The 24,315-nt window shown below is 70.5% G+C and carries 25 protein-coding genes; 22 read left to right on the forward strand and 3 right to left on the reverse strand.

All coding sequences use genetic code 11. The annotated features are described in order from the left end of the window. Window positions 1-32: 32 nt before the first annotated feature. The 22 genes from pilM (at window position 33) to QN206_05070 (ending at window position 21,508) form a co-directional block, all read left to right on the forward strand. The gene (gene pilM, locus QN206_04965) at window positions 33-1,076 is read left to right on the forward strand and encodes a type IV pilus assembly protein PilM (GenBank protein MDR7614156.1); all 1,044 of its coding nucleotides are present in this window, start codon (window positions 33-35) and stop codon (window positions 1,074-1,076) included. After that, complete coding sequence (locus QN206_04970) at window positions 1,073-1,645, forward strand: PilN domain-containing protein (protein MDR7614157.1); 573 nt, start codon at window positions 1,073-1,075, stop codon at window positions 1,643-1,645. Before pilM ends, QN206_04970 begins: the two co-directional genes overlap by 4 nt. After that, window positions 1,642-2,259, forward strand: coding sequence for a type 4a pilus biogenesis protein PilO (gene pilO, locus QN206_04975; GenBank protein ID MDR7614158.1), 618 nt, complete (start codon window positions 1,642-1,644; stop codon window positions 2,257-2,259). Before QN206_04970 ends, pilO begins: the two co-directional genes overlap by 4 nt. Continuing rightward, the gene (locus QN206_04980; protein MDR7614159.1) at window positions 2,256-2,876 is read left to right on the forward strand and encodes a hypothetical protein; all 621 of its coding nucleotides are present in this window, start codon (window positions 2,256-2,258) and stop codon (window positions 2,874-2,876) included. The genes pilO and QN206_04980 overlap by 4 nt, the downstream gene beginning before the upstream one ends. Then, window positions 2,873-5,287 (forward strand): secretin N-terminal domain-containing protein, encoded by a 2,415-nt coding sequence (locus QN206_04985; protein ID MDR7614160.1) that lies wholly within the window; start codon window positions 2,873-2,875, stop codon window positions 5,285-5,287. The genes QN206_04980 and QN206_04985 overlap by 4 nt, the downstream gene beginning before the upstream one ends. Before the next feature lie 44 nt (window positions 5,288-5,331). After that, window positions 5,332-6,909, forward strand: coding sequence for a hypothetical protein (locus QN206_04990; GenBank protein ID MDR7614161.1), 1,578 nt, complete (start codon window positions 5,332-5,334; stop codon window positions 6,907-6,909). Window positions 6,910-6,922: 13 nt separating this feature from the next. Continuing rightward, the gene (locus QN206_04995; GenBank protein ID MDR7614162.1) at window positions 6,923-7,387 is read left to right on the forward strand and encodes a hypothetical protein; all 465 of its coding nucleotides are present in this window, start codon (window positions 6,923-6,925) and stop codon (window positions 7,385-7,387) included. 6 nt (window positions 7,388-7,393) lie between these two features. Further along, window positions 7,394-8,143: a prepilin peptidase gene (locus QN206_05000; GenBank protein ID MDR7614163.1), complete on the forward strand. Its 750-nt coding sequence runs from the start codon at window positions 7,394-7,396 to the stop codon at window positions 8,141-8,143. Between the two features lie 10 nt (window positions 8,144-8,153). After that, complete coding sequence (locus tag QN206_05005; GenBank protein MDR7614164.1) at window positions 8,154-9,020, forward strand: GGDEF domain-containing protein; 867 nt, start codon at window positions 8,154-8,156, stop codon at window positions 9,018-9,020. 82 nt (window positions 9,021-9,102) lie between these two features. Further along, window positions 9,103-9,663: an elongation factor P gene (gene efp / locus QN206_05010; GenBank protein MDR7614165.1), complete on the forward strand. Its 561-nt coding sequence runs from the start codon at window positions 9,103-9,105 to the stop codon at window positions 9,661-9,663. 6 nt (window positions 9,664-9,669) lie between these two features. Next, window positions 9,670-10,125, forward strand: coding sequence for a transcription antitermination factor NusB (gene nusB, locus QN206_05015; GenBank protein MDR7614166.1), 456 nt, complete (start codon window positions 9,670-9,672; stop codon window positions 10,123-10,125). Further along, on the forward strand, window positions 10,118-10,396 hold the full coding sequence (locus QN206_05020) for an acylphosphatase (GenBank protein MDR7614167.1): 279 nt from the start codon (window positions 10,118-10,120) through the stop codon (window positions 10,394-10,396). Before nusB ends, QN206_05020 begins: the two co-directional genes overlap by 8 nt. Then, window positions 10,374-11,249, forward strand: coding sequence for a polyprenyl synthetase family protein (locus QN206_05025; protein ID MDR7614168.1), 876 nt, complete (start codon window positions 10,374-10,376; stop codon window positions 11,247-11,249). Before QN206_05020 ends, QN206_05025 begins: the two co-directional genes overlap by 23 nt. Then, window positions 11,213-12,052 (forward strand): TlyA family RNA methyltransferase, encoded by an 840-nt coding sequence (locus QN206_05030; GenBank protein ID MDR7614169.1) that lies wholly within the window; start codon window positions 11,213-11,215, stop codon window positions 12,050-12,052. The genes QN206_05025 and QN206_05030 overlap by 37 nt, the downstream gene beginning before the upstream one ends. Continuing rightward, window positions 12,049-12,918 (forward strand): NAD(+)/NADH kinase, encoded by an 870-nt coding sequence (locus tag QN206_05035; protein ID MDR7614170.1) that lies wholly within the window; start codon window positions 12,049-12,051, stop codon window positions 12,916-12,918. Before QN206_05030 ends, QN206_05035 begins: the two co-directional genes overlap by 4 nt. Beyond that, window positions 12,903-14,648 (forward strand): DNA repair protein RecN, encoded by a 1,746-nt coding sequence (gene recN / locus QN206_05040; GenBank protein MDR7614171.1) that lies wholly within the window; start codon window positions 12,903-12,905, stop codon window positions 14,646-14,648. Before QN206_05035 ends, recN begins: the two co-directional genes overlap by 16 nt. 64 nt (window positions 14,649-14,712) lie before the next feature. Continuing rightward, window positions 14,713-16,374, forward strand: a complete 1,662-nt coding sequence (locus tag QN206_05045) for a CTP synthase (GenBank protein ID MDR7614172.1) — start codon at window positions 14,713-14,715, stop codon at window positions 16,372-16,374. 9 nt (window positions 16,375-16,383) lie between these two features. Continuing rightward, complete coding sequence (locus QN206_05050; GenBank protein MDR7614173.1) at window positions 16,384-16,932, forward strand: NUDIX hydrolase; 549 nt, start codon at window positions 16,384-16,386, stop codon at window positions 16,930-16,932. Then, complete coding sequence (xerD, locus tag QN206_05055) at window positions 16,922-17,848, forward strand: site-specific tyrosine recombinase XerD (GenBank protein MDR7614174.1); 927 nt, start codon at window positions 16,922-16,924, stop codon at window positions 17,846-17,848. The genes QN206_05050 and xerD overlap by 11 nt, the downstream gene beginning before the upstream one ends. Next, a complete protein-coding gene (locus QN206_05060; protein MDR7614175.1) occupies window positions 17,845-18,672 on the forward strand; it encodes a purine-nucleoside phosphorylase in 828 nt (275 codons plus the stop codon). Before xerD ends, QN206_05060 begins: the two co-directional genes overlap by 4 nt. A gap of 122 nt (window positions 18,673-18,794) precedes the next feature. Then, window positions 18,795-20,099, forward strand: a complete 1,305-nt coding sequence (locus QN206_05065) for a pyrimidine-nucleoside phosphorylase (protein ID MDR7614176.1) — start codon at window positions 18,795-18,797, stop codon at window positions 20,097-20,099. Then, on the forward strand, window positions 20,096-21,508 hold the full coding sequence (locus QN206_05070; protein ID MDR7614177.1) for a 3-hydroxybutyryl-CoA dehydrogenase: 1,413 nt from the start codon (window positions 20,096-20,098) through the stop codon (window positions 21,506-21,508). The genes QN206_05065 and QN206_05070 overlap by 4 nt, the downstream gene beginning before the upstream one ends. A 29-nt stretch (window positions 21,509-21,537) precedes the next feature. On the opposite strand, the gene QN206_05075 is transcribed toward QN206_05070, so the two are convergent. The 3 genes from QN206_05075 to QN206_05085 are packed head-to-tail and all read right to left on the reverse strand — an operon-like array spanning window position 21,538 to window position 24,304. Beyond that, window positions 21,538-22,461 carry an aldo/keto reductase gene (locus QN206_05075; protein MDR7614178.1) on the reverse strand — a complete coding sequence of 308 codons (924 nt, stop codon included), beginning with the start codon at window positions 22,459-22,461 and terminating at the stop codon, window positions 21,538-21,540. A gap of 15 nt (window positions 22,462-22,476) precedes the next feature. After that, window positions 22,477-22,854, reverse strand: a complete 378-nt coding sequence (locus QN206_05080; protein ID MDR7614179.1) for a cytochrome c — start codon at window positions 22,852-22,854, stop codon at window positions 22,477-22,479. A gap of 16 nt (window positions 22,855-22,870) precedes the next feature. Next, window positions 22,871-24,304 (reverse strand): molybdopterin-dependent oxidoreductase, encoded by a 1,434-nt coding sequence (locus QN206_05085; GenBank protein MDR7614180.1) that lies wholly within the window; start codon window positions 24,302-24,304, stop codon window positions 22,871-22,873. Window positions 24,305-24,315: the final 11 nt, after the last annotated feature.

Here is a 24,315-nt window from a genome sequence, read left to right on the forward strand (position 1 = left end):
CGTAGCATGCGTCACGGCATATCAGGGAAACCATGGCACGCACTCCCGTAGGGCTCGACATCGGCGCCGCCGCCATCAAGGTGGTGGAGCTCGTCCGGGGCCGGGACGGCTACCGGATCGCACGCCTCGGCAGTACCCGCACCCCTCTGGGGGCGCTGCTGGAAGGGACGGCGGCAGACCCCGAGAAGCTCGGCGCGGCCATTCGGGCGACCCTTGAAGAGGCCGGCATCCGGCACCGCCGGGTGGTCACGGCCCTCGGAAGCCGGGCCGCGGTGGTGCGGGAGATCCAGGTCCCCGAGATGCCGGAGGAGGAGCTCCGCAACGCGGTCCGGTTCGAGGCAGAGCGCTACGTGCCCGTGGCCGGGGAAGACCTGCGGGTGGACTACCAGGTGGTGGGGGAGGTCCGGGAGGGAGTCCGCAAGCAGCTCAGCGTGCTCTTCGCGGCCGCCCGGGCCGAGGTGGTGGAGGGTTTCGTGCGGGCCCTGCAGGTGGCGGGGCTCGGGGCCGAGGTGCTGGAGGTCACCACCTTCGCCCTGGCCCGTGTCTTCCGGGAGGAGGCCAGGGAAGGACCGATCCTCGTGGCGGACATCGGCGCGGACACCACGGAGATCCTCATCGTCCAGGGGGATCGCCTCCACCTCTCCCGGACCCTCGTGACGGGCGGCAACACCCTCACCCGGGCGGTGGCCGCGGCCCTAGACCTCGAGCCCGGCGCCGCGGAGATCGTGAAGGAGGAGAAGGCGGTGGCCCCGGTGGGTTCCTTACCCGTGGAGGACCCCACCGCGGCCCGGGTGGCGGAGGCCATCTCCCCGGTCCTGGCAGACGTGGTGACGGAGATCCGCCGGTCCGCGGAGTTCTTCCTGACGCGGTCGGGCGGCCAGGAGATCCGGAAGGTGCTGCTGGTGGGCGGGACCGCCCGCATCCCGAATCTCCCGGCCTTCTTCGCGGACGAGTTAGGCCTCCCGGTGGAGGTGGGTGACGTCTTCCGGTACTACCCCGCCGAGCGGCCGGTGCAGGATGTGGGCCCGGCCTTCGCGGTGGCCACGGGGCTTGCCCTGAGGGGGTTGGAAGCTTGAGCATCCGCATCAACCTGCTGGCCCCGGAGCGGAGGCGGCGACGGATCACGCCCGTGACGGTGGGCCTCGGGGCCCTCGCGGCCCTGGTGATGGTCCTGGTGGTGGCTGCTGTGGTGATGCAGGTCCGGGTGGCCTCGAACCGCGCTCAGCTGGCGCGACTGCAGACGGAGGTGGAGCAGCTGCGGCCGGAGGCCCAGGAGGTAGAGCGGATGCGGCGGGTGGTGGAGGGGCTGCGCCGGCGGGAGGCCCTCGTCCGGCAGTTCTTCGCCTCCCAGATCCCGGCCGCGGAGGCCATCCTGGACCTCAGCCTCTCCATCCCGCAGGACTCCTGGATCACCCTGTTCGCGGTGCAGGGCGGCCGGGCGGTGCAGATCGAGGGGGTCACGGCCCGGGACAACGAGTCCATCGCCCTCTTCATGGTGAACCTGGAGCGCACCCCGCACTTCGAGAACGTGGACCTGCAGGTGAGCGAGCTCCAGCGTATCGGCACCCAGGACGTTCTGAGGTTCACCCTCACGGGCGCCCTCGCAGGGGGGCCGCAGCCCACGCCGGCGGGAGAGACGCAGTGACCCTGAGACCCCGCGAGCAGATCCTCCTCGTGGTGGCGGCGGCGTTGTTGGTCCTCGTGGGCTTCTACTACCTGGTGTATCTCCCCCGGGTGGCGGAGCTCCGACGGCTTGAGGGGGAGATCCAGCGGGCCACCGCGGAGCGGCAGCGCCTCGCGACCCTCGTCGCTTCCCGGCCCGAGGTAGAGCGGGAGTTCAACGAGGTGCGGGGGAGGCTCGCGGAGCTGGAGGCGAAGCTCCCACCGGCCCGGGAGATCCCAACGTTGCTGGTGCAGCTGGAACAGACCGTGCGGCAGTCCCGGGCCCAGATCACCCTGATCCGACCGGGCCCCCTCGCGGCTCCCACTCCCCCGCCGGGGCAGCGGCCCGGTGGCCAGCGCCCGCAGGAACCCCAGGCGCCCGCCTACCAGCAGTTCTCCGTGGAGCTGGGCGCTCGGGGAGACTACGAGGCCCTGGTGGACTTCCTGCAGCGGCTGCAGAACTTCCCGCGGCTGCTGGTGCTCTCGGAGGTGCGGATGAGCCCAGCTGGCCAGCCGCAGCCCGGGAGGGCGCCTGTCCTGCAACTCTCCGTGCGGGCCACCACCTATGTCCTGCCCGAGACGGAGGCAAGGCCGTGACCTCGCCCGGGAGAGGACAGCAGGGCCGTCTACTGCCCTATCTCGCGGCAGTCCTCGTGATCCTGTTGGGCTACGCGGCCTACACGAGGATCTCCGCCCGACCGAGACCGCAGGTCCTGCCCCCCCTCAGTCCACCGCCCGTAGCCGCTCCCGCGCCGGAAGGGACGCCTGCCGCGCAGCCCCCTCCGTCGCCAACTCCGACGCCGCTTCGGGTTGCCCTTCCCGCCCGGCCCGTGGGCCGCCCCAACCCGTTTAACCCGCTCATCGTCCCTCGGCCGCCTACTCCCACACCCCGCGCGGCTGTGCGGCCCGCTCCACCCCCGCTTCCTCCTGCCCCGCCGCCGTTCTTCCCGGGGGAGGAGCCGAGGCCGGGCCAGGTACCTCTTCCCGGGCCCACACCCACCCCGCGGCCCACGGTGCCCTTCCGGGCCACGGGTACCGTCATCCAGGGCGGTGTGCGGGTGGCGGTCCTGCAGGCCGGGCAGCGAACCTACTTCGCGCGGGTGGGCGACGTGATCGAAGGATTTCGAATCGTGGCGGTAGAACCGGAATTCGTGCGGGTCCAGCGCGGCACCTTCGAGCATGTGTTCCATCTGGGGGAGGTCGAGGCGCAATGAGACGACGCACATCCGCCCTCGCGCTCACGCTCACGCTGCTCCTGGGACTTGTGGGAACCATCGCTCCCGCCGCCCCGACCGCCCAGGTGACGGAGGTGTCCCTCCGGGGCACGGAGGGAAGCCTGGAACTTACGGTCCGGGCAAACGGGCCCGTGCAGTACCGGCTGGTGGACTGGGCAGGCAAACCCGCGGGACTCGTGGTGCTCGACCTGCAGGATGCCATCCTGGGAATTCCCGCCGGAGACCTCCCCCTGCGGCATCCGTCCATCACGAGGGCCCGGATCAGCCAGCACGATGCCACCACGGTTCGCCTGGCCATCGAGCTCCGGGAGCCCCGGGTGGTGCAGGTGCGGCCTGCGCAGGACCGGAGGGGGGTGATCGTGGCCTTCGGGGAGCCCGCGCGCCAGCCCATCCTGCACGCCATCCGGGACGTGCGGATCAGCCAGGCAAACGGCGCGGTGCGCGTGGAGGTGGTCTCGGACGGACCCTTCACCTTCCGGGAGGTTTCGTGGGCGGGCAAGCCCGCGACCCTGGTGGTGGTGGATCTCGTGGGCGTGCAGCTTCCCGGAGGTTCCCGGCGCATCCCGGGCTCGGGCTCGGTCCGGGAGGTGCGGCTGGGAGAGCAGGCGCCCGGCGTGGTACGGCTCGCGGTGGAGCTCCGGGAGCCACATTCGGTCCGGCTCGTGCGGGAGTCGGAGGGAAGGCGGCTCGCGGTGATTTTCTCCGGCGCCACCCTGGCCGGCCCTAACGGAAAGCCGCAGGCCCAGGCCCCTCGGCAGGCACAGGCGCCTGCCGCACCGGCCCCCCCTCCCGGTCCCACCCGGGAGTGCTTCGACGACCTCCAGCCCCGGCCTGCCCCGCGGGTCCCGAACGAGCGCCGGTTTACCCTCTCCTTCCTCAACGAGCGGCTCGCGGTGATCCTGACCGCTATCGCCCGCATCACCGGGGTGAACATCGTGGTGAGCCCGGAAGCCGGGGAGCGGCGGCTGACCATCCGGCTGCTCAACGTGACCCTGCGGGAGGCCCTGGACCTCGTCACGCGGCCGCTCGGGCTCGCCTACGTCCTCGTGGACCGGAACGTACTGGTGGTCCCCGCGGACCAGGTGCCGCCGGAGGCGGCGGTGGTGTGCCATTACCGGCTGCAGTACGCGCGGGCAGAGGACGTGGCGAGGGTGATCACCCCGCTTTTGTTCGGGGAGCGCTTAGCCCCTCCGGCTCCCACCATCGTGCAGGTGGGTCCCACCCCTCCTCCTACGCCCACTCCCGCCCCCACGCCGGTCGTCGTCCGCACGCAGGTGACGGTGGACCGGGCTACGAACTCCCTGCTCGTGGTGGCCTCCCGGTCGGATCAGGCCCGGGTGTGGGAGATCATCCGGCGGCTCGACATCCCGGAGGCCCGGCCCGCTCCCCCTCCGCCGAGCCCCCCACCTCCGCCCAGGGTCACCCGGGTCTACCGGCTGCAGTGGATCTTCGCGGACGAGCGGCCGCGGGCAGGCACGGAGGCGGAGCGGATCCTGGCCCCCGTGGGACCGCCGGATCCCGGTGCGGCGCTGGCGGCCCTGGTTCGCCAGCACGCGGGGCTGCGGGCGGAGGACGTCACCTTCGATTACCGGCAGAACGCCCTCGTGGTGACGGCCACGGAGGAGCAGCACCGGATGATCCAGGAGCTCCTGGCCCAGATCGACGTGCCGGGAGACCAGCTCCTCATCGAGGCCAGCGTGCTGGACATCAACCTGAGCGACCTCAAGGACCTGGGGGTGGAGTGGAGCAGTACCCTGACCTTACCCTTCGAGGAACTCCCCACCAACCCCGGCCAGATTCTCTTCAACCCCATCACCCGCGGCCCCCTCAGCTTCCAGGCCATCCTGCGGTTGCTCCTGGAACAGAACCGGGCCCGGGTCATGGCGACCCCCCGGGTCGTGACCCGGGACGGCCAGCCGGCCACGGTTCTGGTGGGCGACCGCATCGAGATCACCCTCCCCGGCACGGGCCCCCAGGGACAGGCCATCGCGGTCACCCGCACCATCGAGGTGGGGGTGCGGCTCAACATCACCCCGAAGATCAATCCCGAGGGCGACATCACCCTCCGGATCCTCACGGACGTGAGCTCGCTCGCCGCCCCTCCCACCCCGCAATTGGTGCACGTCCGCACCCGTCAGGCGGCCACCACCTTGCGGGTTCGGGAGGGGAGCCCCATCGTGCTCGCGGGACTGATCCAGAACGAGGAACGCCGGCGGGTGGTGAAGGTCCCGGTGCTGGGGGACATTCCGGTCATCGGGTCCCTCTTCCGGAGCGAGCGGACCGAGCAGATCAACACGGAGATCGTCTTCATCATCACGCCGCGTCGGCTGCCGAGGGTTCTGGCCCCGCCCACGCCTGCGCCCAGCCCCTCGCCCACGCCGGCGCCGTAGCGGGCGATGAGCGAGCCCAGCGCTGACTGAGGGAGTGGTGGACGATGCGGCTGACGCAGAAAACGGTGCGGGGTTTGAGCCTGCCGGTGGTGGCCCTGGTGGTGCTCGCGGCCTGCGAGCAGTCCCTGGGGCTCCGGCTGCTGGCGCCTGAGGACAACGCGGTCATCAGCTGCTCCTCGGTGGACGCGGGGGTGGTGCGGTTCAGCTGGACCCCGGTGGCGGCGGCCCGGAGCTACACCATCGTGGTGTACGACGCCTCGGGGCAGCAGTTCCTGACGCGGACGACCACGGACACGACCATCGAATTGCAGCTCCCCTGCGGGGCCAGCTACTCGTGGCAGGTGGCGGCGAACCCGGGTGGATCGAGCTACTGGACCCCGAGACGGCGGTTCACCCTGACGGGGGAGACCTTCAGCCTGATCACCCCGCGGGACGGAGATACGGTGAGCTGTACCACGCCGCCCCGGGTTAACGTGCGGTTCTCGTGGACCGTCGTGCGGGACGCGACCGAATACAACCTGGTCGTGTGGAACGGGCGGGGCGAGGTGGCAGCAACCGCTCGCGTCACCGGAACCAGCACAGAGATCCAGGTCTTCTGTGGGGACACTTACCGGTGGCAGGTGACCGCCGTCAAGAACTTCCCCAATCCGCCGGTCCAGAGCCCGGTGTGGACCTTCAGCGTCTCGGGCGCTCCCGGAGGAGGCGGGCCCCAGCTCATCTCCCCGCCGGACGGGGCGACGGTTCAGTGCAGCACTCCGACGAATGGGAGTGTGCTGCTCGACTGGACGGACGTCCAGAATGCTAGCAGCTACACGCTGGAGGTGTACCGGGTTTCGGATGGATCCCTGGTTGTGAGCCGGAACGTGACAGCAAGCCAATCTACGGAGACGATTCCGTGCCAGCCGAACGGAGCCATCACCTACCGGTGGCGGGTAGGGGCAAACGTCAATGGGAATACGGTGTTCAGCGGATTCTTCACCTTCACGATGGTGTCTGGCGTCAACGCTCCCCAGCTCATCTCCCCGCCGGATGGGGCGACCATCGAGTGCCAGGCGCCCGACAACGGCCGGGTGAACTTCGACTGGACGGACGTCCAGAATGCCACGAGTTACACCCTGGAGGTGTACCGGGCCTCGGACGGCTCCCTGTTCCTGAGCCGCACGGTGACCGCGAGCCAGACGACAGAGACGGTGGTGTGCCGGCCCGAGCTTGCGCTTCAGTACCGGTGGCGGGTGGGCGCCCACGTGAACTCCAACGTCTTCTGGAGCGGCTTCTCCACCTTCACCATGACCGTGGAGAAACCGTTCCTCGTGAGCCCGCCGAACGGCTCAACCGTGGCCCTCGGCGCGGCAGCCTGTGCGGCGAACGGGACGAGGTCTGTCCTCTTCACGTGGACCGTGGTGCTGAACGCGACCAGTTATCGGGTCGACGTCTACGACAAACCGACGGGCAACCTGGTGGGCAGCACGGTGGTGGCCGGGGCCACCAACACGTCCGCGCTGGTTACGTGGACGGATCCGAACCCGTGCCCGCGGACCTACCAGTGGCGCGTCACGGCCGTGAAGACGGCACCGAACCCGCCGGTCGCTAGCGACACGTGGGAGTTCACCGCGGTGCCATAGCGGGGAGGGGGCCGTGAAGAGAACACTCGGAGCCGTAGCCGCCCTGGTGCTCCTCGCGGCCCCCCTTTCCGCCCAGGAGTTCGCGCCCGTGCTCCTGTACCCCACCGAACAGTCCTTCCAACAGGCCATCGCTCCCCTCCGGCAGGCCGCCGAGGCCGAACCCCGGAACGCGGAGGCCCACTTCCGGCTGGGCTACGCGTACTACGTGGCCTGGCGGCTGTGGCGGGGCCGGCTCGTCCCGTACGGGGAGGGCTACGACCGGCTGGCGGAGGGGGAGTTCAGGGCCGCCATCGCCGCGGACCCCAGACACCTCGGCGCCCATCTCCTGCTCTACGAGCTGTACCAGTCCAGGGGGGACTGGGAGGCGGCGGGGCGGTTGCTCCCCAGGCTCCTGGAACTCACCCGGGACGTGGAGGTGCTGTCGCGCGGCGTCCGTCCAGCTCCCGGTCCTCCTCCGCAACCCCCGCCCGCCCCCTAGTTCGGCATGGCTTTGGTGGCCTTCGTCCTGGGTGCCATCTTCGGTTCCTTCACCAACGTCCTCATCCACCGCATCCCCCGGGGTGAGTCCGTGGTCTGGCCCCCCTCCCGCTGCCCGGCCTGTGGGCACCGGCTGAGCTGGTGGGAGAACGTGCCGCTTTTGAGCTTCGTGCTCCTGCGGGGGCGGTGCGCGGCGTGCTCGCGGCCCATCTCCTGGCGGTATCCGGCGGTGGAGCTCCTGGTGAGCCTGATCTTCACCTACGCGGCGTTCCGCCACGGGTTGAGCTGGGACGCTGTGAGCACCGCGGCCCTGGGGGTGCTGCTCGTGGCGGTGTTCTTCATCGACCTGGAGCACCGGATCGTCCCGGACCGGCTCACCCTCCCCGGGATGGTCCTGGGGCTTTTGCTCTCCCTCGCCCGAGGAGGGCTCCCGGGGGGAGTGGGCGCCCTGCTTTCGGGGATCGGCGCGGGCGGGGTGCTGCTGGCGGTGGCCCTCGTGAGTCCGGGGGGGATGGGGGGAGGGGACATCAAGCTCGCGGCCATGCTGGGGTGTTTTCTGGGCTGGCCGAACATCGTGGTGGGCATGTTCGCGGGGGTTCTTTTCGGGGGACTTGTGGCCCTGGTGCTCCTGCTCACCGGCCGCAAGGGCCGGAAGGACCTCATCCCCTTCGGCCCGGCCCTTGCTCTGGGAGGGTTCGTGGGGATGGAGTGGGGGACCCAGCTCCTCCACGCGTACCTGCGGGCCTTCGGGCTTTGAGGGAGCAGCGGTGCGGGCCACGGACCGCGCGCGGATCCTGGAGACCTGGCTGCGGCTCGTGCGGGAAGGATCGAGCCGGGTTCGGTCCGAACACGCCCTCCGTGGGTGGGGCCAGGCTCTGGTGGAGGCCACGGAGCAGTTCCTGTATGGCCGGGCCCCCGCCATTGAGGAGGCCGTCCTGGGTCTCGTGAAGGGGGCTCCCGTGGGCCCCGTGGCGGAGCCCCTGGAGCTCTTGCTGCTCTTCCGGCGGGCCGCCCTCAGGACCCTCGCAGGCCTTGCTCCACCGATCCGGGAAGCCCTCGACGAAGCCTTCGATCGGGCCGCGCTCGTGTTGGCCGCCTGGCACGACGGGAAGCACCCCCGCCCGGAGCCCGCCTCCGTTTCGACGGCGCGCGGGACGCCGGAGTTCGACCTCTCCGGTTTCCGCCTGATCCTGCCTCTGGAGGTCCAACGTTCCCTGCGATACGGCCGGCCCTTGAGCCTCATGCTGGTCGAGCTGGACGCCTACGACGACCTCGCCCGCCTCTACGGCCCGGAGGCGGCGGACCGGGCCGTGGAGGAGATCGCGGAGATGCTGGCCCGCATGCTCCGGTCCACGGACACCCGCTACCGGGTGGGCGGGGGCCGGATCGCGGTGTTGCTGCCCGAGACCGGGCCGGAAGAGGCCCTGGTGGCCGCGGAGCGGGTGCGGGAGCGGGCTGCATCCGCGGGTCCCTTCGAAGCAGGCCCGGATTCCCACGCGCTGTGCGTGACCATCGGGATCGCCTCCTGCCCCGAGCACGCGGCGGACGCGGAGACCTTGCTGCGACGGGCGGAGGAGGCCCTAGAAGACGCCCGTCGCATGGGCGGGAACCTCAGCCTCGTGTATCGGCCGTGACCTCTGCCACCATCGCGTTCAACCCGCCCCGTCTCTCTGGTACCATACGGACGGAACCTCGGAGGCAGGGGAGGGAGCAGGGTTGATCTCCACGAACGATCTCCGATACGGCGTGCACATCGTCCTGGAGGGTGAGCTCTACACGGTGCTGGAGGCCCAGCACGTGAAGCTCGGCCGGGGGTCCGCGTACGTGCGGGCCAAGATCCGAAACCTGCGGACCGGGGCCACCATCGAGCGGAAGTTCAACGCGGGAGAGCGGGTGCCGCTCGCGATCCTGGAGAGCCGGACCATGCAGTACCTGTACCGGGACGAGGCCAACTTCACCTTCATGGACACCGAGACCTACGAGCAGCTCTCCATCCCCGCCTCCGTGGTCGGGGAGGCCGCGCGGTTCCTGAAGGAGGGGATGGAGGTGGAAGTGGTCTTCCACGAGGGGGCTCCCATCGAGGTGGAGCTCCCCACGAGCGTGGAGCTCCTGGTGGTGGAGACCCCGCCCGGGGTGCGGGGCGACACCGCCCAGGGCGGGAGCAAGCCCGCAAAGCTGGAGACGGGGGCCACGGTCCAGGTGCCGCTGTTCGTGGAGGTGGGGGATCGGGTCCGGGTGGACACCCGGACCGGGCAGTACCTGGAGCGGGTGCGGTAGAGGGCCATGAGCAGCCGCCGCAAGGCCCGGGAAGCCGTCCTTCAGATCCTCTACCAGGCGGAGGTGGGCCGCCGGCCCCTGGAGCAGGTGATCGCGGACTACGTGGAGGGGCCCGTGACCAACGAGGGAACGCCGGGGTTCGGGTGGGACGAGGACGCCTGGCAGTTCATCGTGCGGACGGCGCGGGGAGCCTGGGAGCACCGCTCGGAGGCGGACGAGCTCATCGGCCGATACGCGGAGGACTGGTCCGTGGATCGCCTTGCCCGGGTGGACCTCGCCATCCTGCGTCTCGCCCTCTACGAGCTCCTCCACACGGACACGCCGCCCGCGGTGGTCATCAACGAGGCGGTGGAGCTGGCGCACAGGTACGGCACGGAGGATTCCAGCCGGTTCATCAACGGGATCCTGGGCCGGATCTACCGGGAGCGGATGGCGCTTCTGGGCAGTTCGGGCCGTGGGTGAACGGGTGCGCGCGCACGCCATCCTCCGGGGCCGGGTGCAGGGCGTGGGGTTCCGGTTCTTCGCGGTGGACTGGGCACAGCGGCTGGGGGTCTGCGGCTACGCCCGGAACCTTCCGGACGGCGGGCTCGAGATCGTGGCGGAGGGAGACCCGGAGGCCGTGACGCGCTTCCTGGAGGCCATGCGCCAGGGACCCCGGGCCGCGCGGGTGGAGGACTTCCGGGTGCGCTGGGAGGAGCCGCGGGGAGAGCATGGATTTTCCATCCGGTACTGAGGCGGTCCTCGAAGGGTTCGTCCGTACGTGGAGCCCCCGCATCGAGGAGGCCCTGGACCGCTGGCTCCCCGCGGAGGAGGATGAACCGGGCGTGCTCCACCGCGCGATCCGGCACAGTGTCTTCGGCGCGGGCAAGCGCTTTCGTCCCCTCGTGGTCCTCGCGAGCAGCGAGGCGTGCGGCCTCCCTCCGGAGCGGGCTTTGCGGGCCGCGTGCGCGGTGGAGGCCATCCACACGTACTCCCTCATCCACGACGACCTGCCCAGCATGGACAACGCGGACCTGCGGCGGGGAAAGCCCACCTGCCATGTGGCCTTCGGGGAGGCCATGGCCATCCTCGCGGGGGATGCCCTCCACGCCCTCGCCTTTTGCTGGCTCGCGCGGCTCGTGGAAGACGGGATCCCGGCGGACCGGGTGGCTTGGGCCACCCGGGAGGTGTCGGAGGCGATCGGCCCCACGGGCATGGTGGGCGGCCAGGTCCTGGACCTGCTGGCGGAGCAGGGACGGTTTCCCGCGGACCGGGTGGCCGAGATCCACCGCCGGAAGACGGGGGCCTTGATCCGGGCCTGTGCGCGCCTGGGCCCCATCCTGAGCGGCTCCTGGGGAGACCTGGATCCCCTCACCACGTACGGGGAACACCTGGGGCTCGCCTTCCAGATCGCGGACGACGTCCTGGACGCGGAGGAGGAATCCGCCCTCCCGAAAGCCACCTATCCACGGGTGTTCGGCCTGGAGGAGTCCCGGCGGTTGAGCCGCATGGAGATGGAGCAGGCCCTGCAGGCCCTGGAGCCCCTGGGGGAACGGGCGGAGGTCCTGAGGTGCCTCGCGCGGTTCGCGGTGGAGCGGGCATGGTGAACGCGGCCCGGAGGAAGGAGCGGCTGGACGCGCTGCTGGTCCGCCGGGGCCTCGCGCCCAGCCGGGAGCGGGCCCAGGCATACGTGCTGGCGGGCCGGGTGTTCGTGGATGGACGGCGCGTGGACAAGCCCGGGACCCCGGTGCCGGAGGAGGCGATCCTGGAGGTGCGGGGTCCGGATCACCCGTACGTGAGCCGGGGGGGGTTGAAGCTGGAGCGGGCCCTGCGGGATTTCCGCCTGGACGTACGGGGCGCGGTGGCCCTGGACCTCGGGGCCGGGACCGGGGGATTCACGGATTGCCTGCTGCAGCACGGGGCGAAGCGGGTGTACGCGGTGGATGTGGGTCATGGCCAGCTCCACCCCAGGCTGCGTGCGGATCCCCGGGTGGTGGTGCTGGAAAGGACCCATGCCAAGGACCTCTCCCAGGCCCTCATCCCGGAAGTGCTGGATTTCGCGTGCGCGGACGTCTCCTTCATCTCCCTCGCCCGAGCCCTGCCGCCCTTAATCCCCCTGTTGCGGGAGGGCGCGGCCGTGGTGGCCCTGGTGAAGCCGCAGTTCGAGGCGGGCCGGGGGGTGGCCAAAAGGGGGGTGGTGCAAGATCCTGAGGTGCACCGGGCCGTGATCCGGAAGGTGGTGGAGGAGCTGTCCAAGCACGGACTCGGCGCCCAAGCCGTGGTGCCGTCTCCCATTCGGGGAGATGCGGGAAACGCGGAGTTCCTCGTGCTGTTCCGGAAGGGGGCGAGTCCTTCCCTGCCGGAAGAGGAGATCGAGGCAGCCGTGGAGGAGGCCCAGAGGATTCCGTGAAGGTCATCGGGTTTTTCATAAACCCGGAGAAGCTCGAGGAGCTCCCGGAGGCCGCTGGTTTCCTGCGGGAGGCCATGGAGGCGGCGCGGACACGGGGCGTGGTCGTGCGGGTGAACGGGGAGAGCGCCCGGCTTCTGGGCGCGGAGGAGCTGGGGGAGGAGGAGGAGGGGATCATCAAAACCGCGGACGCCCTGGTGGCCGCGGGTGGGGACGGCACCATCCTCCGGGCCGCCCGCTTGAGCGCGCCCCGGGGGGTGCCGATCCTCAGCGTGAACCTGGGCGGGTTCGGGTTTCTGGCGGAGCTGCAACCCGAGGAGCTTCCGGCAGCCGTGCCCCGGCTGCTGGAGCGCTCGTACGCGGTGGAGGAGCGCATGATGCTCGCCTCCTGCGTGCGGCGTGAGGGCCACGCGGTGCACCGGGCCCTGGCCCTCAACGACGTGGTGATCACCAAGGGCGGGTACGCGCGCCTCATGCCCATCCGCGCCTTTGTGAACCACGAGCACTTGGCCACCTACCTCGCGGATGGCCTCATCGTGGCTACGCCCACGGGGTCCACCGCGTACTCCCTCTCCGCGGGCGGCCCCATCCTCAGCCCCACGGTTCGGGCCCTGGTGGTAACCCCCATCTGCCCCCACACCCTCAACGCCCGCCCCGTGGTGCTGGACGCCTCGGACGTGGCCACCCTGGAGGTGGCGGAGGACGTGGAGGACGTCTGGCTGACCGTGGACGGGCAGGTCGGGATCCCCCTCCGGCCGGGAGATCGGGTGGAGGTTCGGGAAGCCGAGGAGCGGGCGCGGCTGGTGCGGCTGCGGCCGCCCTCGTTCTACGATCTCCTCCGGAGGAAGTTCGGTTGGGGAGGGCGGTAGTGCTCCGGGAGCTCCACGCACGCAACTTCGCCCTCCTGGAGGACGTGCGGGTGGAGTTCGGCCCCGGCCTCAACGTCCTCACGGGCGAGACGGGCGCGGGCAAATCCATCCTGCTGGACGCCCTGGGGGCGTGTCTCGGGCACCGGGTGAGTTCGGATGTGGTTCGCACCGGGGCGGCGGAGGCCCGGGTGGAGGTGGTCTTCGAACTCTCCCGGGCCCCGGAGGCCCGGGCGGCCCTGGACGCAGTAGGGATCCCCCTGGAGGACGAGTTCCTCGTCCTGGTGCGGGAGATCGGAGGCCGGGGCCGGGCGTACGCGAACGGAACCCCGGTCACCGTGGGAACCCTGCGGGAGATCGGGAGTCTTCTCGTGGAGATCCACGGGCAGCACGAGGGGCAACGGCTGCTGGAACCCCGGACGCACCTGGAGCTGGTGGACGCCTCGGGGGACGAGACGGTGCGAAGGCTGAGGGAAGAGGTGGGAGAGGCCTTTGGGCGCTGGTCCGGGCTCCGGGCGCGCCTGGCAGAGCTGGATCGCACGGAGCGGGAGCGGGCACAGCGCCTGGACCTCCTCCACTGGCAGGTGCGGGAGATCGAGGCGGTCCGGCCCCGGCCCGGGGAGCTGGAGGAGCTCCAGTCGATCCGGACGCGGCTGGTGAACGCGGGCCGCCTCGCGGAGGCCGCGGGCGGCGCGTACGAGGCCCTGTACGGGGAGGGGGGCGCGGTCCGGTTCGTGGGCCGGGCCGCGGCGCTTTTGCGTCAGGCCTCCTCATGGGATCCGCAGCTCCGTCCCCTCGTGGAAGCGCTGGAGGCGGTGCAGGTCCAGCTGGACGAGGTGGGTCTGGAGTTGCGGCGATACGCGGAGGAGGTGCAGGCGGATCCCCGCCGGCTGGAAGAGGTGGAAGCGCGCCTCCAGACCCTGCGCGCCCTCCAGCGCAAGTACGGGGACACGGTGGAGGAGATCCTCGCGTACCGGGACCGGGCCCTGCGGGAGATCGCGGAGCTGGAGAACCTCGAGCTGCATCGCGCGGAGGTGGAGGAGGCCCTGCAGGCTGCGGAGGAGGCCCTGGGGCGGGCCGCCTCTGCTCTGAGTGCGGCGCGCCGCAGGGCGGCCCGGAGTCTCGAGCGATCCGTGGAGGAGCACCTCCGGGCGCTGGGGATGCCCGAAGCCCGCTTCCTGGTGGCCTTCGAGGTCCGGGAGGATCCCGAAGGGGTGCCGGTGCTCCTTCCGGACCACGGGGAACCGCGGCGGCTTCAGCTCACCCCGCGGGGCGCGGATCGCGTGGAGTTCCTCTTCTCCGCCAACCCCGGAGAACCTCCCCGGCCGCTGCACCGGGTGGCCTCCGGCGGGGAACTCTCCCGCCTCATGCTGGCGCTGCGCAGCGCCCTCGCGGAGGCTCGCCCCACGCCCGTGATGGTCTTCGATGAGGTGGACGCGGGGGTCGGCGGACACGCCGCCCACGTGGTGGGCGCGAAACTTGCCGCCCTCGCCCGGTGGGCTCAGGTCCTGTGCGTCACCCACCTCGCCCAGATCGCGGCGCAGGCGGACGTCCACCACGTCATCCGCAAGGTCACCGCCGGCGGCCGCACCCGCACGGAGGTCCACCGGGTGGAGGGCGATGCGCGGGTGGAGGAGATCGCGCGGATGCTGGCGGGAGATCCGCCTACGGAGATGAGCCGGCGGCACGCGCGGGAGCTGCTCCTGCGTCACCGGATCGCTCCTTCCCGGTAGCTGCGCCGTCGCTTGTCCGGGGGAAGGGCCGCGGATAGAATCCACAGGGGTAGGAGGTCCTGCTTTGACCAAGTACATCTTCATCACGGGCGGCGTGGTTTCCGGCCTGGGGAAGGGGATCACCGCCGCGTCCCTGGGGCGGTTGCTGGTGGCACGCGGTCAGCGGGTCACCATGCTGAAGTTCGATCCGTACGTGAACGTGGATGCGGGCACCATGAACCCTCACCAGCACGGGGAGGTCTTCGTTACGGAGGATGGGGCGGAGACGGACATGGACCTGGGCCACTACGAGCGGTTCCTGGACGCGAATCTCGGCCGGGACAACAACACCACCACGGGCCGCATCTACGGGGCCGTGATCCAGCGGGAACGCCGGGGGGAGTACCTGGGGGCCACGGTGCAGATCATCCCGCACGTCACCAACGAGATCAAGGACGAGATCCGGCGGGTGGCGGAGCAGAGCGGCGCGGACGTGGTCATCGTGGAGGTGGGCGGGACGGTGGGCGACATCGAGAGCCTGCCGTTCCTGGAGGCCATCCGGCAGTTCCGCCGGCAGGTGGGGGAGCAGAACTGTCTGTACGTGCACGTCTCCCTGGTTCCGCACCTCCCGGGGTCCGGGGAGCTCAAGACCAAGCCCACCCAGCACTCCGTGCGGGAGCTGCGCAGCATCGGGATCCAGCCGGACATCATCGTCTGCCGCACCCCGCTGCCCCTCACGCCCGCGGTGCGGGAGAAGATCGCGCTGTTCTGCGACGTGGAGCCGGAGGCGGTGATCGAAGCGCGGGACGCGGAGACCATCTACGAAGTCCCCCTCATCCTGGAACAGGAAGGGCTGGGTCGGCTCGTGACGCGGGCCCTCGGGCTCCCGGACACGGAGCCGGACCTGGAGGAGTGGCGGGAGATGGTCCACCGCCTCAAGCACCCCCGCCACCGGGTGCGGATCGCCCTGGTGGGCAAGTACATGGGGGTGGAGGACTCCTACGTGAGCATCGTGGAGGCCTTGCGGCATGGCGGCATCGCGAACAACGTCCACGTGGAGATCGTGAAGGTGGACGCGGAGGATCTCGAGGTCCTCCCTCAGGAGGAGGTGGAGGAACGCCTCCGGAGTTTCGATGGCATCCTGGTGTGCCCGGGGTTCGGGAGCCGGGGCGTGGAGGGAAAGGTCCGGGCCATCCGCTATGCGCGGGAGAGGAAGGTCCCGTTCTTCGGCGTGTGTTACGGGATGCAGTGGGCGGTGGTGGAGTTCGCCCGAAACGTGTGCGGCCTGGAAGGCGCGAACACCACGGAGGTGGATCCCAACAGCCCGTATCCCGTGATCGACCTTTTGCCCGAGCAGAAGGCGGTGCGGGAGAAGGGCGGAACCATGCGGCTCGGCAGCTACCCCTGTCACCTAGTTCCGGAAACCCTGGCGCACCGGGCCTACGGGGAACTGGTGGTGTGGGAGCGACACCGCCACCGCTATGAGGTCAACAACGAACTCCTGCCCCGGCTGGTGGAGCGGGGGTTGCGGGTGAGCGGCGTCTACCCCGAAAAGAACCTGGTGGAGATCGTGGAGCTGGAGGACCATCCGTGGTTTCTGGGGACCCAGTTCCACGCGGAGTACAAATCCCGACCCACCCGCCCGCACCCTCTGTATCGGGCCTTTGTGGCCGCGGCCCTGGCGTATGCGGAACGCCGCCGGGAGGCGCTCCCCGCGGACGTGCACGGCCTAACCCCCAGCCGTTAGGAGGTCAGAGTGGCGGACCGGCCGGAGGAAGTCCTCTCGTTCCGCTATCCCTTCGAGGGGAGGCTGGTGCGGGTCCGGGTGGAAGAGGTGCGGCTTCCAAGCGGACGGATCGCCACCCGGGAGATCGTGGAGCACCGGGGCGCGGTGGCCATGGTCCCGGTGACGGAGCAGAACGAGGTGCTGCTCGTGCGGCAGTACCGCCGGGCCCTGGATCAATGGACCCTGGAGATCCCCGCGGGCACCCTGGAGCCCGGGGAGACCGTGGAGGAGTGCCTGAACCGGGAACTCGCGGAGGAGCTGGGCGTGGAGGCGGGCCGGGCGGCGTTCCTCCTCACGTTCTTCCCCTCTCCGGGGTTCCTCACGGAGCAGGTCCACCTCTACCTCTGCACGGATCTCCGGCCTCGGCCTCGACCTCCGGGAGACGAGGAAATGCTGCATGCGGTGCGGGTGCCCCTCGCGGAGGCCCTGCGCATGATCGGCCGGGAGATCCGGGACGCGAAGAGCATCCTGGGGATCCTGCTGGCGGCCAAGCAACGGGGTGTCGGCCATGGGGGATGAGGGGCTGGATGGGCTGCTCGGGCCCGTGGACGCCTTTCTGGATCATCTGCGGCTGGAGGTGGGGTGCAGCCCGCACACCTGCGCCGCCTACCGGACGGATCTCGTGGACTTCGCCCGGTTCGTGCGGGCGCGGGGCGTGACGGATCTCCGGGCCGTCTCGCGGGCGGAGGTCACCCTCTACCTGTTCTCCCTCCGGCACCGGCGCATGTCCCCGGCCACCGTGGCGCGGCGGCTTTCGGCCCTTCGGACCCTCTACCGGTTCCTGGTCCAGGAGGGTGAGGCGAACACGGATCCCACGGAGGATGTCCGTGGGCCCAGACGCCGCCGCCCGCTCCCGAAGGTCCTCTCCCGGGAAGAGGTGGCGCGCCTGCTGACGCAGCCCTCCGCCCGGAGCCCGGAAGGACTCCGGGATCGCGCCATCCTCGAGCTGCTCTACGCCAGCGGACTGCGGGTCGCGGAACTCGTGGGGCTGGAGGTGGGAGACGTGGACCTGGAGGCGGAGCTCGTGCGGGTCACGGGCAAAGGCCGCCGCCCGCGGGTGGTGCCCGTGGGAAGCTACGCGGTGCGGGCCCTGGAGGCCTACCTGAACCTGGGACGGCCCGCGCTGCTGCGGGGGCGGCAGACCCGGGCGCTGTTCGTAAACCGGGCGGGAAGGCCGCTGAGCCGGCAGGGGGTGTGGGGGATGCTGCGCCGGTACGCGCGCCTCGCGGGGATCGCTTCCCCCGTCAGCCCTCATGTGCTCCGTCATTCCTTCGCCACGCACCTGCTGGAGGGCGGGGCGGACCTGCGGGCGGTTCAGGAGCTCCTGGGCCACGCCAGCATCGCCACCACCCAGATCTATACCCACGTCACCCGGGAGCACCTCCGTCAGGCCTTCGACCGCGCCCATCCCCGGGACCGGATGTCGCGGCCATGAGCGGAACCTGGGAATCCGTGCAGGAGGCGGCCTCGGCCATCCGGGCCCGGGTGCCGTTCCGTCCCCAGATCGGCATCGTGCTGGGGACGGGGCTTGGGGCCCTCGTGGATCACGTGGAACGGACGGGCACGGTGCCCTATGCGGAGATCCCCCACTTCCCCCGGCCCACCGTGGAGGGACACGCGGGGGAGCTCGTGCTGGGCCGCCTGGAGGGGAAGCCCGTGGCGATCCTGCGGGGCCGGGCCCACCTCTACGAGGGCTACTCCCCGCAGGAGGTAGCCTTTCCGGTGCGGGTGCTGCACGCCCTGGGCTGTCGTCTGCTCGTGGTGACGAACGCCGCGGGCGGGCTCAACCGGGAGTGGCGGGCGGGGGACCTGATGGTGATCTCCGACCACATCAACCTGCAGGCGACCAACCCCCTCCTCGGGCCCAACGACGAGCGCCTGGGCCCCCGGTTCCCGGACATGTCCCGGGCCTACGACCCGGAACTGGTGGCGCTCGCGGAGCGGTGCGCCCTGGAGGAGCGGATCCCGCTGCGCAGGGGGGTGTACGTGGCGGTCCTGGGCCCTTCTTATGAGACCCCGGCGGAGCTCCGGATGCTGCGGCTGCTGGGCGCGGATGCCGTGGGGATGTCCACGGTCCCTGAGGTGATCGCGGCCCGCCACCTGGGGATGCGGGTGCTGGGGATCAGCGCCATCACGGACATGGCCACGGGAGAAGTGGTGCAGCCCGTGACCCACGAGGAGGTGCTGCGGGTGGCGAGGGAGCTGGAGCCACGGTTCGTGCGGCTGGTGCGCCGGATCGTACGGGAGCTGGATCTGTAGAGGACCGTGCGGCGGACGTGGGGCTGGATGCGAGGGGCGGAGCCGGCCGCGGCCCTGCCGGAAAGATTCCGGCGGCGGGAGGAGGGTCCGGTGGGGTCCTGGGGTTCCGGAGGGAGGATCGCGTGAGGCCGTACGACCTGATCCGCAAGAAGCGGGACGGCAAGGAGCTCACCGCGGAGGAGCTGGAGTTCCTGGTGGGCGGGTTCGTGCGGGGCGAGGTGGCCGACTACCAGGTGAGCGCCTGGCTCATGGCGGTGTACTTCCGCGGGATGACGGACCGGGAGACCGCGGACCTCACCCTGGCCATGGCCCGCTCGGGCCGGATGCTGGACCTCGGCGGCGTTCCCGGTCCGAAGGTGGACAAGCACAGCAGCGGCGGGGTGGGGGACAAGACCTCCCTGGTGGTGGTGCCGCTCGTGGCTTCGTGCGGGGTGAAGGTCCCCAAGATGTCGGGCCGCGGTCTGGGCCATACGGGCGGGACCCTGGACAAGCTGGAGTCCATCCCGGGCCTGCGCACGGAGATCTCCGTGGACCGGTTCGTGGAGCAGGTGCGGCGGGTGGGTTGCGCCATCGTGGCGCAGTCCGAGGAGCTCGTGCCCGCGGACAAGAAGCTGTACGCGCTGCGGGACGTGACCGCCACCGTGGACAGCGTGCCCCTCATCGCCAGCAGCATCATGAGCAAGAAGCTCGCGGGCGGGGCGGACGCCATCGTGCTGGACGTGAAGACCGGGAGCGGCGCCTTCATGAAGCGGGTGGAGGACGCCCTGGATCTGGCCCGGCTCATGGTGGAGATCGGGCGGCAACTGCGGCGGCGAACCGTGGCGGTGGTGAGCGACATGGACCAGCCCCTGGGGCGCGCGGTGGGGAATTCCGTGGAGGTGGAGGAGGCCATCGGAGCCCTGCGGGGAGAGGGCCCCGAGGACCTGGTGGAGCTCTGTCTGGCCCTGGGCGCTCAGATGCTCCTCCTGGCCGGGCAGGCCCGGACGGAGGAGGAGGGGAAGGAGCTGCTGCGGGCGCGCCTCCGGGACGGGGCGGGGCTCCGGAAACTGGCGGAGATGATCGAGGCGCAGGAGGGAGATCCCGCGGTGGTGGACGATCCCCGCCGGCTTCCCCGGGCGCCGCGGGTCGTGGAGGTCCTGGCGCCTGAAAGCGGGTACGTGCAGGCCATGGACGCAGAAGCGGTGGGCCGGGCCGCGATGATCCTGGGGGCAGGCCGGGTGCGCAAGGACGACCGCATCGACCACGGGGTGGGCCTATGGGTGGAGGCGAAGGTGGGAGCCCGGGTGGAGGCGGGCCAGCCCCTCGCCCGGCTCCTGTGCCGGAGCGAGGAAACCGGGATGGAGGCCGCCCGACACGTCCGGACGGCCTACCGGATCGGGCCGGAAGCGCCCCGCTTCCGGCCTCTGGTGCACGCCGTGGTGGCGTGAGACGGATTTCGATCCCCGGCAACGCCCTGGTGGTTCTGGTGGGTCCCGCGGGGAGCGGCAAGAGCACCTTCGCGCGGAAGTGGTTTTCCCCCACGCAGATCGTGAGCAGCGACGGGTGTCGGGCCATGATCAGCGACGACGAATCGAACCTGGCGGTGAGCGGTCGGGCCTTCCAGCTCTTCTACGAAATCATCCGCCACCGCCTCGCCCTGGGGCGGCTCACCGTGGCGGACAGCACCGCCCTCTCCCCCCGGGTCCGGCGGGAGCTGCGGAGTCTGGCCCGCCAGGCAGGGGTTCCCGTGGTGGCCCTCGTATTCCTTACCTCTCGGGAGACGTGTCTTGTCCGGGACGGATCCCGGGAGCGCCGGGTGGGTCCGGAAGTGATCGAGCGTCACCACCGGATGCTGCGGACGGCCCTGGAGCAGATCCCCCGGGAGGGCTACGACGCCTGGTACGCGCTGGACGAGCGCGGGCAGGAGGAGGTCGTGGTGGAGATCGCTGCCCCCTGGAGGCCGCGTGCGGAAAGCCAACCCGATCAAAAGGAGGTGAGGGAGATGACGATCGGCCGCGTGGGGGTGGTGGGGTGTGGCCTCATGGGGTCCGGCATCGTGGAGGTGTGTGCCCGGTCCGGGTACCGGGTGGTGGTGCGGGAGGTGAGCGAGGACCTCTTGCGACGGGGCCTGCGGCGGGTCGAGCAGTCCATGGCTCGGGCCGTGGAGCGGCAGAAGATCACCCCGGAGGAGCGGGACGCGGCCTGGACCCGGATCCAGGGAACCACGCGGCTGGAGGACCTGGGGGAATGCGATCTCGTGATCGAGGCCATCACGGAGAACATGGACCTCAAGAAGGAGCTGTGGCGCGCCCTGGACGGGATCTGTCCCCCGCACACCATCTTCGCCAGCAACACGAGTTCGCTCTCCATCACGGAGATGGCCTCCGTGACCAAACGTCCGGACCGGTTCTGTGGCCTGCACTTCTTCAACCCGGTGCCCGTGATGCGGCTGGTGGAGCTCGTGCGCGGGCAGCTCACCAGCGAGCAAACCGTCCAGATCTGCCGGTCCTTCGCGGAGTCCCTGGGCAAGACCGTGGTGGTGGCGAAGGACTACCCCGGGTTCATCGTGAACTCCCTCTCCCTCCCGTACCTGCTTGAGGCGGTGCGGGCCCTGGAGCGGGGGCTTGCCTCAAAGGAAGACATCGACACCGCGGTGCGGTTGGGCCTCAACCACCCCATGGGGCCGTTCGAGTTCCTGGACCTGGTGGGGATCGACACCACCTACTACATCGCGGAGGCCATGTTCGCGGAACTGAAGGACCCCAAGTACGCCCCGCCCGTGCTGCTCAAGCAGATGGCCCTCGCGGGCCTGCACGGACGCAAGACGGGGAAGGGGTTCTACGAGTACGGCGGATAGTTCCCGGCCGCCACGCCATGCGGCCAGGGTCAGGGGGGTCCTGCGGCGGAGTCCAGAAGTGCCACCTCCTCGGTGGTGAGGGACCAGCCGAGCGCTCCCGCGTTCTCCTCGGCCTGGCGGGCGTTCTTCGCGCCCGGGATCGGCACCGCCCCGCGCAGCACGAGCCAGTTGAGGGCCACCTGCGCGGGGGTCTTGCCACGGGTCCGGGCGACTTCTCCCAGGGCGCGCAGGAGGGCCGACCACCGACGCAGCTGCCGGGCGAAGCGGGCCCGCCGGAAGCCCGGGGGGAGGTTACCGGGGCCGTACTTTCCTGTGAGCAGGCCCATCCCCAGGGGGCTGTAGGCGAGGAGGACGGCCTGCAGCGCGCGGCAGGTTTCCAGGAGGCCGTTGCGCTCGGGACCGCGGTCGGTGAGGCTGTAGGACACCTGGACGGAGGCCAGGCGCACGCTCCTGCGGGCGAGGCGGTCCGCGGCCCGGCGCACCTGGTCCGTGCTGAAGTTGGAGACGCCCACGTGCTCGCACAGGCCTTCTTCGACAGCGTCCGCGAGCGCCTCGGCCCAGAACTCCACGGGGCGGGGCGGGAAGGGCCAGTGCACCTGGTAGAGGAACACCTTCGGGATCCCGAGGCGTTGCAGGCTCCGGCGCAGGGCCCGCAGGAGGCTTGCCCGGGTGAGGCGCCAGGGGAACGGCATGAACTTGGTGGCCACCAGCACCGGCGCCCGCGTTTCCCGCAGGAGCTTCCCCAGCAGGCGCTCCGCGTACCCACCTCCGTACACCTCCGCGGTGTCCACCAGCCGCACTCCGCCACGGATCGAGGCGAGGAAAGCCCCCCGCAGGTCCGGCTCGCCGTATCCGCGGCCGAAGCCCCAGACCCACCGGTCGCCCCACTGCCAGGTCCCAAGGCCGAGGGCGGGAAATTCCGCCGTTCCGATGCGGACGGTCTGGGCCTGCACGGAACCATTGTACGTTCAGGGCCCCTTCCGGCAGGAGATGCCGAGGGAGATCCGGCCCGCGGTTTCCGGGTTCAGGACCCGGGCTCGAGGGAGTTCCCCGTTCGCGTCCAGCAGGAAGGCCAGGATGTCCCAGTACTCCTGCGGTCGCAGCAGGTCCTCAGGGGGCATCTGTCGGGCGACCCACCGGTACAGGTCCAGGGCAGTGGCGAAGCGGCGGCAGTACTGCCGGGACGGCCCGATGAGGGCTGGCACCCGATCTCCTCCCTCACCCCGGCGGCCGTGGCAGGAGGCGCAGTAGAAGGCGTACAGCCTTTCTCCCCGCTCGATCTGGTCCTGGACGCCGCGGGGGAGGGCAGCGCTCAGCCCCACCTTGACCGCGGCGCCCAGGATCAACGCCCCGGCAAGGGCGTTACCCCACCTGCACCGGATGCGCCACGGGCCGGTTCCATCCGTACCCAAGTTTGTTCCACTTCGGCATTTCCAGCGGCTGGGCATTCCCCTTCTCGTCGGTCGCGCGAGTCAGGATGCCGTACAGCCCGGGTGACGCGTCCCACTCGAACTCGAACCGAACCCACTCGATCTCGCTCCGTTGCCGAGAACTCAGGCGTGCACGCTGCCACCTGACCCTCGTCCGATCCGCGGGGTCCACCTTCTTCCAGTCGTCCAGCGTGCTCAGGCGGACGATGGCATAGTCCACGCTGCGGATTTTCCCAAACGGAGACCAGGCGAATCCCCAGATGCGGTTCGGGCCCGGCCGCAAGCGGTGAGGGACTGGGTCGTCCGGCTCCACCCACTTCAACGCCAAAGCACTCCGAATGGTCGTGAAGGTGACCGGCACCCCCCGGGCGGGCGGCTGCGGCGGAAAATCGGGCCCCTCGAAGATGTACTTCTCCGTGTTCCACTCCACCCAGATGGGTTTTGTGTCCACGTAGATCGTCCCGATCCACTTGACCATCGAGGCGCAGGTCCAGCGGGGGACCACGGCCCGGAGGGGCCAGCCGTGATCCCAGGGGAGCCATGTTCCGTTCATGCCGTACGCGAGGATGGTCCCTGGGAACATCGCCTCCTCGATGGAGATCGGCCGGTTGTATTTCTTGGCACTCAGGTCGATGAGGTTAACGGCTACGGCCTCCCGTTTGACGCCCGCCCGCTCCAGAATCTCCCGAAGCGGAACCCCGTCCCAGTTGGCCTGGCTGTTGCTCCCCCACCGCCACTGCAACCCCTCCGCGGGCCGCCCCATGACGTCGCGGAAGAAGGAGCGGCCGTTGCCAGAACACTCCGTGTACGCGTTCTGGTTGACGGAGGGTAGGCGAAGGATGTCGTCGAAACTGAGCTCCAGCCGGCGCGTCACCCCCGGCCCCTCCACCACCAGCTTCCACTTCGTGTGGTCCACGATGACGCCCGCGTGGTGGGTTCGGACGTAGTACAGGGAGGTGGGGACGTTGATGTCCCCGTACTTCAGGTTCTCATAGCGCAGGGCGTAGTTCAGAGGATCCAGTCGCCAGTGACGGCTGAGGTCCTTCACGTAGGGTTTTTCCTCAGTGCGGGGCTCCGGGAAGTGGCTCGGCAGCGGGCCGAGGCGCCGTTCGGGCCCTGCAGGGGCCGCCTCGGCCACCACGCGGAACTGCCGGCACTCGCCCATGGCCGCCAGGACCGCGGCGGCACCCCCCAGGGCCAGCAGCCGGAGGAAGTCCCGGCGGCCCATGTAGTCCCGGGCGGTCCTCCACAGGACCTCCACCTGCTCGTGGGTCAGGGGAGGCTCGGAGGCCTCCAGTTCCCTCGCATGCAGGAGAACCTCGTCGACGGGGGTTCTCGTCCTTCGGCTCGCGGACTTCTCGTGCATCCCCATCCCCT

It is taken from the genome of Armatimonadota bacterium, assembly GCA_031460175.1.
Lineage (GTDB): Bacteria > Sysuimicrobiota > Sysuimicrobiia > Sysuimicrobiales > Sysuimicrobiaceae > Sysuimicrobium > Sysuimicrobium tengchongense.